At 64.2% G+C, this 12,769-nt stretch carries 7 protein-coding genes and 1 pseudogene; 7 read left to right on the forward strand and 1 reads right to left on the reverse strand.

Features of this window, described 5'->3' with window-relative positions:
* Nucleotides 1-27 precede the first annotated feature (27 nt).
* The 7 genes and pseudogenes from tssH (at nt 28) to G3N62_RS03300 (ending at nt 11,724) form a co-directional block, all read left to right on the forward strand.
* Nucleotides 28-2,697: a type VI secretion system ATPase TssH gene (gene tssH, locus G3N62_RS03270; protein WP_034187521.1), complete on the forward strand. Its 2,670-nt coding sequence runs from the start codon at nt 28-30 to the stop codon at nt 2,695-2,697.
* 43 nt (nt 2,698-2,740) lie between these two features.
* Nucleotides 2,741-3,862, forward strand: coding sequence for a type VI secretion system protein TssA (gene tssA, locus G3N62_RS03275; RefSeq protein ID WP_034187520.1), 1,122 nt, complete (start codon nt 2,741-2,743; stop codon nt 3,860-3,862).
* Between the two features lie 122 nt (nt 3,863-3,984).
* Nucleotides 3,985-6,543, forward strand: coding sequence for a type VI secretion system Vgr family protein (locus tag G3N62_RS03280; protein WP_124670905.1), 2,559 nt, complete (start codon nt 3,985-3,987; stop codon nt 6,541-6,543).
* Entirely contained in the window at nt 6,543-7,592 is a 1,050-nt protein-coding gene (locus tag G3N62_RS03285) for a DUF4123 domain-containing protein (RefSeq protein WP_124670904.1), read from the forward strand. Before G3N62_RS03280 ends, G3N62_RS03285 begins: the two co-directional genes overlap by 1 nt.
* Nucleotides 7,579-8,398, forward strand: a pseudogene (locus G3N62_RS03290) (hypothetical protein). Before G3N62_RS03285 ends, G3N62_RS03290 begins: the two are co-directional and overlap by 14 nt.
* A 214-nt stretch (nt 8,399-8,612) precedes the next feature.
* A complete protein-coding gene (locus G3N62_RS03295) occupies nt 8,613-9,449 on the forward strand; it encodes a DUF3304 domain-containing protein (RefSeq protein WP_049032367.1) in 837 nt (278 codons plus the stop codon).
* Nucleotides 9,442-11,724: a DUF2235 domain-containing protein gene (locus tag G3N62_RS03300; RefSeq protein ID WP_124670903.1), complete on the forward strand. Its 2,283-nt coding sequence runs from the start codon at nt 9,442-9,444 to the stop codon at nt 11,722-11,724. Before G3N62_RS03295 ends, G3N62_RS03300 begins: the two co-directional genes overlap by 8 nt.
* A 94-nt stretch (nt 11,725-11,818) precedes the next feature.
* Here the strand turns inward: G3N62_RS03300 and G3N62_RS03305 are convergent, their stop codons facing one another.
* Nucleotides 11,819-12,769 carry an OmpA family protein gene (locus G3N62_RS03305; protein ID WP_124670902.1) on the reverse strand — a complete coding sequence of 317 codons (951 nt, stop codon included), beginning with the start codon at nt 12,767-12,769 and terminating at the stop codon, nt 11,819-11,821.

Below are 12,769 nucleotides of genomic sequence, written 5' to 3' on the forward strand. Positions count from 1 at the left end.
CACGCAATCGAACCTGAGATCGACGCCATGAGCACGCCTCTGAAGACCCTGATCACGAAACTGAATCCGCTGTGCCGGCACGCGACCGAGCGCGCGGCGAGCGCGTGCCTGGCGCGCGGCCATTACGAGGTCGATCTGGAGCACCTGTTCCTCGCGTTGCTCGAGGAGCCCGCCGGCGACCTGCCGCTCGCGCTGCGCGCGAGCCGCGTCGATCCGCATGCGCTGCGTGCCGATCTCGAACGCGAGCTGACGCGGCTGAAGACCGGCAACACGCGTACGCCGGTGTTTTCCGTGCACCTGATCGCGCTGTTCGAGCAGGCATGGCTGATCGCGTCGCTCGATTCGCAGCTCGGCCGCATCCGTTCGGGGCATCTGCTGCTCGCGCTGCTGACCGCGCCGGATCTCGCGCAGTTCGCGCAGCGGATGTCGTCCCAGTTCGCGGAAGTGAACGTGACGGACCTGAAGCACAAGTTCGACGACGTCGTGGCCGGGTCGAGCGAGGCCGAGCCGCGTCAGGCCGATACGGACGACGGCGGCGCGGCGGCGAGCGAGGCCGGTGCGGCACCCGCGGCGGGCCCGTCGAAGACCCCCGCGCTCGACACGTACACGACCAACCTCACGCAGCGCGCGCGCGACGGCAAGATCGATCCGGTGATCGGCCGCGAAGCGGAGATCCGCCAGGCGATCGACATCCTGATGCGCCGCCGCCAGAACAACCCGATCATGACGGGCGAGGCCGGCGTCGGCAAAACCGCGGTCGTCGAGGGGCTCGCGCTGCGGATCGCGGCCGACGACGTGCCGCCGCCGCTGCGCGGCGTGGCGCTGCACGTGCTCGACATGGGGCTGCTGCAGGCCGGTGCGAGCGTGAAGGGCGAGTTCGAGAACCGCCTGAAGAGCGTGATCGAGGAAGTGAAGAAGAGCGCGCATCCGATCATCCTGTTCATCGACGAAGCGCATACGATCATCGGCGCGGGCGGCCAGGCCGGCCAGAACGACGCGGCGAACCTGCTGAAGCCGGCGCTGGCGCGCGGCGAGTTGCGCACGATCGCCGCGACGACGTGGAGCGAATACAAGAAGTACTTCGAGAAGGACGCGGCGCTGGCGCGGCGCTTCCAGGTCGTGAAGGTCGAGGAGCCGAGCGAGCCGCTCGCGGCCGCGATGCTGCGCGGGATGTCGGGCCTGATGGAAAAGCACTTCAACGTGCGGATCCTCGACGATGCGATCACCGAGGCCGTGCGCCTGTCGCACCGCTACATCAGCGGCCGCCAGCTGCCCGACAAGGCGATCAGCGTGCTCGACACCGCGTGCGCGAAGGTCGCGCTCGCGCACAGCGCGACGCCGGCCGCGATCGACGACACGAAGAAGCGGATCGAGCGGATCGACGCGGAAATCGCGTCGCTGGAGCGCGAGGCCGCCGGCGGCGCGCCGCACGACGAGCGGCTTGCCGAACTGCGTGGTGCGCGCGACACGGCGCTCGAACAACTCGCGAAGGACGACGCGCGCTACGAAGCCGAGCGTGCGATCGTCGCCGAGATCACCGAGCTGCGCGATACGCTCGACAAGGCGCGCGGCCCGTCGGAAGACGGCCAGCCGGTCGACGTGCCGGCCACCCGCGACAAGCTCGCCGAACGCGTGGCGGCACTGCATGCGCTGCAGGGCGGCGAGCCGATGGTGCCGCTGCAGGTCGACGGCCATGTCGTCGCCGAGATCGTCGCCGCGTGGACGGGTATTCCGCTTGGCCGGATGGTGAAGGACGAGATCGACACCGTCCTGAACCTGCAGCCGCTGCTCACCGCGCGCGTGATCGGCCAGGATCACGCGCTCGACGCGATCGCGCAGCGCGTGCGCACCGCGACCGCGAACCTCGAGGATCCGAACAAGCCGCGCGGCGTGTTCATGTTCGTCGGGCCGTCGGGGGTCGGCAAGACCGAGACGGCGCTTGCGCTGGCCGACATCCTGTACGGCGGCGAACGCAAGATGGTCACGATCAACATGAGCGAGTACCAGGAAGCGCACAGCGTGTCGGGCCTGAAAGGCTCGCCGCCCGGCTACGTCGGTTATGGCGAAGGCGGTGTGCTGACCGAGGCCGTGCGCCGCAACCCGTATTCCGTCGTGCTGCTCGACGAGGTCGAGAAGGCGCACCCCGACGTGCTCGAGATGTTCTTCCAGGTGTTCGACAAGGGCGCGATGGACGATGCGGAAGGGCGTGAGATCGACTTCCGCAACACGCTGATCATCCTGACGTCGAACGTCGGGTCGGCCGCGGTGATGCAGGCGTGCCTGAACAAGCCGGCCGAGGAACTGCCCGATCCGGACGCGCTCGCCGAGACGCTGCGCCCGCAGCTGTACAAGACGTTCAAGCCCGCGTTTCTCGGGCGCATGAAGGTCGTGCCGTACTATCCGATTTCCGACGACGTGCTGGCCGAGATCATCGAGTTGAAGCTCGAACGGATCCGCCGCCGGATCGAGGCGAACCACAAGGCCGCGTTCGAATGGGACGAGTCGCTCGTCGAGGCGGTGCTCGCGCGCTGCACCGAGGTCGACTCGGGCGCCCGCAACGTCGACCATATCCTGAACGGCACGCTGCTGCCGGAGATCGCGGGCCACGTGCTCGGCCGGATCGCCGACGGCGAAGCCATCGCGCGTATCGCGGTGCGTGCGGACGAGGCCGGCGAATTCGCGTACACCGTCGAATGAGCGCGGTCGCGCAACGTCCAAGCATTGATGAACTGACCAAACCATGCCGATCAATCTTCCCGAGCTGCTGACGCCGATCAGCGACGCGTCGCCCAGCGGCGACGACCTGCTGTTTTCGAACGAATTCGACGCGATCCAGGACGCGCGGCGCTACGACGATCCGACGCTCGACCAGGGCGAATGGGTGACCGAGATCAAGGAGGCGGACTGGGGCTTCGTCGTCGATCAGGCAAGCGTGCTGCTGCGTACGCGCACGAAGGACCTGCGGCTCGGCGTGTGGCTGACCGAGGCGCTCGCGCTCGAGGACGGCATCACCGGCCTCACCGACGGTTATGCGTTGCTCGAGGGCCTGTGCCGTGAGTTCTGGGACACCGTGCACCCGCTGCCCGAAGGCGAGGACACCGAATACCGGCTCGGCAACGTCGCATGGCTCTCCGGCCGCACGGCCGAGCTGCTGCGCGCGGTGCCGATGACGGACGGTGCATCGAACGCGTTCAGCACGCTCGACTGGGAAGTGGCGCAGCACGTCGCGCAGGCGATCAAGCGCGACCCCGATCACGCGGACGAGATCGCGCGCGGCAAGCCGTCGCTCGACCAGATCGATTCGTCGCGGCGCGTGACGCCGATCGCGTTCTACACGACGCTGCTGGCGAACCTGAAGGCGTTCGAATTCGCGCTCGATGCGTTCGAGGAGCGGCTCGTCGAGCGCGCGGGCGATTCGGCGCCGAGCTTCCGTCAGGCGCGCGACGCGTTCGAGACCGTGTACCGGCTCGCCGAGCGTTTTGCGCGCGAGCAAGGCTACACGGGCAGCGCGCCGCACACGCAGGCGGCGCCGCAGGCGCAACCCGAGCGCATCGAGCCGGTGTTCGGCAATTCGATCCAGACCGAGGAGACCCACGTGCAGCAGCAGACCGCGCCGCGTCCTCCGGTGACGCAGATGATCGCCGGCATCCAGAACCGCGCGCAGGCCGTCGACCAGTTGCGTGCGGTCGCGCGCTATTTCCGCCAGACCGAGCCGCACAGCCCGGTCGCGTATCTCGCCGACAAGGCGGCCGAATGGGCCGACATGCCGCTGCACAAGTGGCTGGAGAGCGTCGTGAAGGACGACGGGTCGTTGTCGCATATCCGCGAGCTGCTGGGCGTGCGGCCGGACGAGCAGTCGTGACGGCTGCGCCGCGGCAACGCGCGTGACATGTGTTCGCGGTACCGTCGTGCCGCGAGAGCAGGGCTTTTTCCTGAGAGCGCGGGCCCCGGCGGGCCTGCGGCAAACAAGAAGACGAGTGACGCATGAACGTGACAGAACTGGCGCAGGCGCTTCGCGGCGGCCTGATCCAGCAGGACCGCCTGCTGAAGACGGACATTCCGTCGTTGCCGAACAATGCGCTCGTGCCGCGCCGGGCCGTGACCCGTTCCGAGCTGGGGCGCGATTTCAGCGTGACGCTCGATCTCGTGTCCACCGCGAGCGACGTCGAACTCAAGACGCTGATCGCGCAGCCGATCACGCTGTGGATCCAGCAGGCAGACCGGTCGTATCTCCCGATCAACGGCTATGTCCACACGGCGCGCCGGCTCGGGGCGGACGGCAGCCTGTCGAGCTACCAGCTGAGCTTCGCGTCGTGGATGCACTTCCTCAGGTTCCGCAGTGACATGCGGTACTGGCAGGACAGGAGCGTCGACGCGATCCTTGCCGACGTATTCGACGCGCATCCGCAGGCGAGGGGCCGGTATCAGTTCGCACTGTCGAAGCCGCTGCCGTCGCGCTCGTACTGCCGCCAGAGCGAAACCGACTGGAACTTCGTGCATCGCCTGATGGAGGACGAAGGGCTGTTCGGTTTCTGGCGCCACGCCGACGATGGCAAGACGCACATGCTCGTCATTACCGACGATCTGCACGCGGTCGACGAACTGTCGCCGAAAACCGTCGGCTTCGATCAAACGGGAGCGGGCACCGAAACCACCGGCTTCACGCAGTGGGCCGCGTCGCGGACCTTGCAGAGCACGCTGCACACGACGCGCACGTTCGACTACAAATCGCCGTCGTCGGCGGGCAGTCCGAACGGCACGACGCTGCCGACCAAGGCCGGGCAGGGCGATCTCCCGGACCAGGCCGAAATCTACGAATACACGGGCGCCTACACGTATCCGGGCCAGGATCGCGGCGAACATCTGTCGAAGATCCGCCTGGAGGAATGGGAGTCCCGCGCGAAGCGCTTCTTCGGCGTGGGCGGCGTGCGCGCGATCGATGCGGGCCGGCGTTTCACGCTGGCCGATCATCCGGCGCACGACCGCGATTCGCCGGGCGATCGCGAGTTCGCGGCGATCGGCGTGACGCGGTACATCGAGAACAACTTGCCGCTGTCGGACCACGACGCGCACTTGCCGCACAGTCTGCAGGCCCGGCTCGCGCAGGCCAAGGCGGCGCACGGCGCGGCGGTGGCGTTCGAGGTCGGGCACGACGACGGTTCGGCAGGGTTTTATCTCGTCGAAGTCGAAGCGCAGCGTGCCGCCGTGCCGTATCGCAGCCCGTTCGAGCACAAGAAGCCCGTCATGCAGCTCGAAACGGCCGTCGTCGTCGGGCCGAAGGGCGAAGAGGTGTATACGGACGAACTGAACCGGATCAGGGTCATGTTCGTCTGGGATCGTCAGAACCCGGGCACCGAAACCGCGTCGTGCTGGATGCGCGTCGTGCAGTCGGATACCGGCGGCGGCTATGGGGCCGTCCATATTCCGCGGGTTGGCGAGGAAGTGCTGATCGGCTACATCGGCGGCGACTGCGACCGGCCGATCGTGATGCACCGCGTGTACAACGGGGCCGTCAAGCCGCAATGGCATAGCGACGGAATCCTGTCGGGCTTCCGTTCGAAGGAGTACGCGGGCTCCGGTCACAACGAGATGGTGCTCGACGACGCGACGGGGCAGAACCGCGCGCGACTGTCCAGCAGCAGTGCGAATTCGCTGCTTCATCTTGGTTACCTGATCGAGCAGAACGGCAACACGCGCGGTGCGTATCTCGGTTCGGGGTTCGATTTGCGGACGGATGCGTATGGTGCGGTGCGGGCCGGGCAAGGGCTGTACGTCACGACCCATCCGAAGCAGGCGAACAGCCAGCCGCTCGACGTGCGTGAGGCGCAACAGCAACTGGTCGATGCCGAGGGGTTGATCGAGTCGATGTCGCAGGTCAGCGAGATGCATCAGGCGGAGAGTCTCGGTACCGGGCACGATGCGCTGAAGGCGTTCGCCGACGCGACGCAGGAGAGCGTATCGGGTGCGTCGTCGGGCGGGCGCACCGGCGGCGGCGGGGCCGGCAATGCGAACGCATTCAAGGAGCCGGTGATGCTGTTCGCGAGTCCGTCGGGGATAGGGATGGCGTCGCAGCAATCGGTGCACCTCGCGAGCGAGCGGCAGACCAATATCGTCAGCGGTCAGAGCACCTTCATCACGAGCGGCAAGTCGCTGATAGCCGGCGTTCGCGATCGCATCAGCCTGTTCGTGCAAAACGCGGGGATGAAGCTGTTCGCCGCGAAGGGCAAGGTCGAGGTCCAGGCGCACGCGGACAATGTCGAGCTTACCGCGCAGAAGACGCTGAAGATGCTGGCGGCGACCGAGAACGTCGACGTGGCCGCCAAGCAGGAAATCCTGCTGACCTCGGGCGGCGCGTATATCCGGATCAAGGGCGGCAACATCGAGATTCACGCGCCGGGGAAGATCGATTTCAAGGGGGCGCAGCACCAGTTCGCCGGGCCGACGAGCATGCCGTATCCGCTGCCCGCGATGCCGGGTGGCACGTGCAAGCAATGCGTGCTGAACGCGCATAGCGGGCGCGAATCGATGGTCGAGGCAGATTGATGGACGAAGTCGACAATACAGGCGGCGACGCCGCCCCGAACGATATCGCCGACGCTGCCGAGATCGTCGATGCTGCGCCGAATCCACGCGAGCCCGAATGGCCCGTGTTCCTGGAGATGCTGAAGACGTCGCTGGAGCGCAAGGCCGACGACGGCCGCGCGATGCGGCTTTACGCGCTTGTCGATACACGCGGTTATCAGGGGCTCGACACGCAGCTCGCAGCCGTGCGCGGCCTGCGCTATGCATCGCTCTGGACCGACACCGGGCTCGATGCTTATACCGATATCGCGCCGTACCTGATCGCATTCGACCGTCAGGTGCTCGACGACAGAGATGCCGAACAGCATCGTATGCTGCGCCAGCTATGGCTGGATGCGGTCGATCTGCATGCGGTGACGTGGTTGTGTTCGGCGTGGTCGTTCGACGCGCTGGGCGCGCATTTGCGCCGGTATGTGAAGTACGCGCTGCCGAACGGTCGCGCGTACTACCTGTTTTTCTTCGATAACCATGTTTTGGCGCGGCTTCGGCGGGTGTGGAGCGATACGCAGGCGCAGCAGTTCGTCGCGCCGTTTGGCGAGATCCGCTATCGCGACCGGCGGCTCGACGAGGTCGTGTGGCATAACGACACGCCGACGATCGAAGGCGCGATGCCGGCGGGGGACGCGCCGGGCCTGAGCGAGCAGCAGCATGCGCAACTGGTCGAACTCGGGTATCCGGACAAGCTCGTGCTGAAGTTTCGCGAGACGATGGGGGCTATGGTCGATCATCTGTCCGATGTGGAACTGCATGACCAGGTCATCGAGCAACTCGACCGGGCGGCGGCACATGGGATCGTCGAGGAAGCGGAATTGCAGTGCTACGTGGTGACGGGCGTGCTGGTTGCGCCGCGATTCGACGAGCATCCGGTTGTGAAGTCGTGCTTCGAGGCCGTCGCAGATGGGAAGGCGACGCTCGATGACGCGCTGGCGACGATCGACGATGCGACGTGGGACGTGATTCGCGCGACACACGAGCGGGAATTGCTGGAGGCGCGTAGTGACGTGGCGTAGGTCCGGGCTCGCGGTGGCTTTGAGCTTGAGCGCGTGCGGCAAGTCGGAGCCGGTGTATAGCGGAATCTCGGTTACCGGTCGAAATTATCTGCCGTGCAACATGAGCGGCTTCGCGATCTCTGACACATTCGGAAATACGGCGAGCGGAGGGGGAGACGACCCGCCGGGCGCAGGGGGCGGTAGCGTCAAATGTTGTTGCAAGCTCAAGGGCACGGAGTTTGTCGTCAAGTGGAATTACTACGATGTCGACCAATGGCACAAAGGGAACAAGCAAATGTTCCATGCAGAGACGAAGGTGTCGATGCCGCAGTCCCAGGTGCCCGACGATGCGGGTGCCCGGATTCTAGAAGTGCATTTCTTTCCGGATCGACATGTCGAGTTCCAGTTTCCCGGCGAGATGCATCGATGATGCACGTCTGCCGATTGTCGATGTCGTGAAATGGATGAAGCAGTATCAGGTGCAACTGGACAAGCGATACGACGAGCGCGAGGACCAGCGGTTTCGTCGTATCGCCCGTGTCGTTGCGTCGGCGTGGTTGAAGTACCGCCTGACCGACCGGAATGATCTCGAGCAGTATGCGTTTTACGACTTGCTCGTGAACAGCCGGTTCGATGCACATCCTGAGGTTCAGCGCATCCTGCAAACGGCCGCCGGCAAGTCGGGGATGTTCGCGAATTCAATGCAATCGCTGTCGAAGCGTGTGTTGTCCTCACTGTCGAACGACGCGTTTGAAGCAGCGACGGTGCCGGCGATATCCGATGGTTTGATGCCACCGCCGCGTGCAGAGGGCGCGCTGCTTGGGTGATCGTATCGGGTACGTATCGGATGCGATTTGCGATGCAAACGAGCGGGATTGAGGAAACGTGGACGTCTGCGGCAGCGGGATGCGCGACGATGGAAATAGGCGCGACGCACTCGGTGGATCATGTCGGTGCGGGCATTCGGATGATTGCGGTTGGCCGATGCTTGCACTGGCGTGCCGGTCGCGATTCAGAAGGGAAACATCAATGGGTAGCGCAATGAGATTGTCGAGTCTGGTAAGTCGTGTTCTGGCAGGGTGCCTGCTTGTGGTGACCGTGACCGCATGCGGGAAGTCGGAGCCGACCTACAGCGCGATTTCGGTCATGGCCCAGAACTACCTGCCCTATAACCTGGACAAATTCACGATCGTCGACGCATACGGAAATAAGGCGAGTGGCGGGGGCGACAGTATGCCGGGCGGTGGCGGTGGCGTGACCTGCTGCTATCAGCTCAAGGGGACAGATTTTACGGTCAAGTGGGACTACTACGACGTTGATCAGTGGCATAAAGGCGACGAGCAGACGTTTCATGCCGAAGCAAAGGTTACGTTGCCACCATCAAAGGCTCCGGAGAAAGTCGGGACTCGAATTGTCGCGGTTCATTTTTATCCGGATCGTCACGTCGAGCTTCAGTTTCCCGCTGCACCAGGGGACGACTCACGCATTCCGATGATTGACGTGTCTCACTGGATATCGAGTCATTACCAGACACAACTGAACAAACGCTACGACGAGCGCGAGGATCAGCAGTATCGCCGTATCGCCCGCATTGTCGCCGCGGCCTGGCTCAAATATCGGCTCACCGACATCGACGATCTCGAGCAATACGCGTATTTCGATCTGCTCGTTAATAACAGATTCGACGCTCATCCGGCCGTACAGCAGATCCTGAAAGCGGCCAGAGGCAAGCCCGGCACGTTCGCGAAGTCGATGCAATCGCTGCCGAACGGCGTTCTGTCCGAGCTGAAACGCAATAAATTCGAAGCAGTGGCGGTACCCGCCATTCCCACCGGTCTGTTGCCGCCGCCGCGCGTAGAGGAGAAACAGCATGGCTGAGAGAATCAAGCTCGACCCGGACGACGCGACGCCGGCGTCGGTATATGTAGCGCTTGCTCGTCAGAATGCGGATGCGTATCCGAAGGCCGATTGCATGCCGTGTGGGGCGACGATCCGCATTGGATTTTTCTTCGATGCCTTTGGTCGCAATCGCGACATCGACGATGCCTCAAGTTCTCAGTATTCGAACATCGCGCGACTCTGGGAAGCGCATCGTGAAATGAAGGACGAGAGGCGGCCCGCGAATCAGTTCTGGTATCGCTACTACTACTCGGGGTTGGGTACGCCGTTGAACGACGACAGCAATTCCGACGCGCTCAAGAACATGGAGAAGGCTGCCATCGTGTCAGGAGCGAAAAAGGCTGCGAGTGCCGCAAAATCCGTCGGCGGGTCGTTCACGCGCATCAATACGCCGATCAAACAGGCGGATATGAAAAAGCGCGTCGACGATGTGAAGAAGCAGATCCTTGCGGGGGATTTTTCACTTCGGCCGGTTGAGAAGGCATTCGAGGATTTCCGACGGGATATCGAGCGTATTCCCGCTCAAGCCCGGCGTATCACGAACGTGCTGAATGCGTCGCCTGAGCGGATTTGGGAGCGAACCAAGGCGACCGGCAGGTTGCTGTGGCGCAATGCCAAGAACGACGTCAAGACCAACATCAGGGGCAATCCGATGAAGACGGCGTGGGCGGTCGCGCGCGGTCTTTTCGTGGGGCTGGTGATGGAGAACGTGCCAATCGCTCGAGACAACGCTGTGATGGCAGAGGCCTTCGGAACGGGTGTCGATAGTCGACTGATCGCAGCGAAAGACCAGTTCGAGGCGGCTTACCGTGAAGTGAAAGGCAAGATGCAGAAGGTTCGTGTCATCGAGGTGTCGGTGTTCGGCGCGGATCGAGGCTGCGTATTGGCCCGGGCTTTCGTCAACGATCTGGCGGAGAAGTACAAACGAAGAAGCGATACCGATCTTGCAATCGACGGCGTTCCGATCCAGATCAAGTTCGTCGGCCTGCTTGACGCTGTTTCTTCGATCATGTCGGAAGAGGCCGGTGAACTGATCGGCATGGTGCCGTACTTGGGCCTGATCAAAACCAGTTACAAGGATCGCAAGCTTTCCATCCCCCCAAGCGTGCAGCATTGCGTCCACTTCGCGGCCGCCCACGAAATGCGCTTTTACCAGCGCCTTGATAGTCTTGAAAAGACCCGAGGGGCCCAGTTTCTCTACCCTGGAACGAGTTGCGACGTTGTGGGGGGCGCACCAACCGGTTCGCTTGGCCTGAATGCGGAACTGATGAGGGTACCGCTGCAAGACATGTTGCTGCAAGCGTTGAAGGCGGGGACGGCCATGGATACGATGGAGGACATGTACCTCTATAAGCGGAAGACCTTCGACAAGTTTTCGATCGCCAAACCCATTAACGGCAACGGCAAGCAATACCGCATCCGGCAACTCGTCGACGCGTACACGGCACTTGTTCCCTATAGAGACGGCCTCGACCTCGTCGCACACTCGAAAATCTTCCTGCGCTGGATCGCAGTCCGCTACCAGGATCCCGCGTTCCAACGCACGATGTCCGATCCCGTCTCCGACTGGAAGCGCAACATGTCCGACGCCGATCTGCAACGCAAGACGGCGAAATCGCAGCTCGACTGGGAACTGCAGCGGCAGGGTATCAACATGAGCATGCTGGCGAGCCGCAGTCCGGCCGATCAGGCGACGCTGCGGGGGATGAAGGCGGCCAGCGATGCGGCACAAAAGCGTTACGAGAAGCTGATCGCGGAAGCGCCGAAGGACTACACGACCGTGTGGGAGCGCCTTCACAAGGAATCGGAAAAGATGCTGCGTAACGCGTCCTACCAAGAAGGCCTGAAGAAATCCGCAGAGCAAATCCGAAACATGCCGGACTCGTGGGATTCCAACAACAAGGCGAGTGCGGACGCCGTCGAAGCAGCCATGCTGCCCGAAGCGCAGATGGAACTCGTGTCCGCATGGAAGGAAGGTATCGAAGGCAAGCACCCCCTTCCTCCGGACGTGATGGCGTTATTCGACATGCTCGTTCACGACACGCTGCTGACGAGCTGGCAGGACCACGTGCTCGCGCCGTCGCTGTACTTCCGCACGCGGGACAAGGACGAATTCGGTTCGACCGATTTCGCCAAGGAGGCGAAGCAACGCCAGAAAGACGATCGCGTCGCCGCCCGCATCGACCAGGCTGCCAAGCAGAGCCAAGAGTGGGCGAAAAGCTACAAGGGCGGCGCGACGCCGCCCATTCATTGACTGCCGATAGCCGCCCATGAAAAACGGGCGGCGACATGCCTGTCACCGCCCGCATCGGATCGCACGCCGGCTCGCGATGAGCCGGCTGTCCGCCTTACTGCCCCACCCGGAACTCGATCCGCCGATTCCTCGCCCGCCCGTCGGCCGTATCGTTCGGCGCGATCGGCTGATCCGGCCCGACGCCCGTCGTCGTCATCTGCTGCGGCGGAATGTTCTTCGTGATCAGGTAACCCTTCACCGCATCCGCGCGCGCCTGGCTCAGCGCGATGTTCGACGTCCGGTTCCCCGAGTTGTCGGTGTGGCCGATGATGTCGACCGTGCGGTTCTGCATCTTCGCGAGCGCGGCCGCCATCTGGTCGAGGATCAGCCGGCCCTGCGGCGTCAGCGTCGCGCTGCCGGTCTCGAACTCGATCGTGCGATTGGCGAGCGTCTGGTCGAGCACGCCCTGCTCGGACGCCGACACGCGCAACCCGTTCTTGATCGTGTACGTCGGGTTCAGCGTGTTCGCCATGTCGCTGGCGAGCTGCTGGCGCTGCGCCTCGTTGTGCACCTCGCCCTTCATCTCGATCTGCGTGCCGTTGATCTTCAACTGCCCCTTGCTGATCTGCTTGAGTTGCGTGCCGAGCAGCTTCTGCACGTTGGCGCTCCAGTTCGGCGGCGTCGCGACGTCGCCGACCTCGATCTGGTCGACGACGTTCGTCGTGCCGTAGGTATCGCGCAGCTTCTGCAGCACGGCGGCCTTGGTCGCCTCGTCGGGCACCTTGCCGCCGACGACGACCTGGCCGGGCGCCGCGTTAGCGGGCGGCGGCGTGATCGTGCCGGCCGTGCCGCGCACCACCGTGCCGGACGCGGTGCCGGCGCTCGGGTTCGACGACGGCAGCGCGGTCGTCGCGACCGTGCCGTTGCCGACCGGCGTGACGGTGGCGCCGGTGTTCTGCGCGAAGGCCGCGCCGCTCGCGACGAGGCCGGCGGCGAAGAGGGCGGCGAGGGCGGGCGAGAGGGCGGCCGAAAGACGGGCGCGCCGGGCGTGAATCGTGCGATGCAT

Source organism: Burkholderia sp. Tr-20355 (assembly GCF_017104685.1).
GTDB classification, from domain to species: domain Bacteria; phylum Pseudomonadota; class Gammaproteobacteria; order Burkholderiales; family Burkholderiaceae; genus Burkholderia; species Burkholderia seminalis.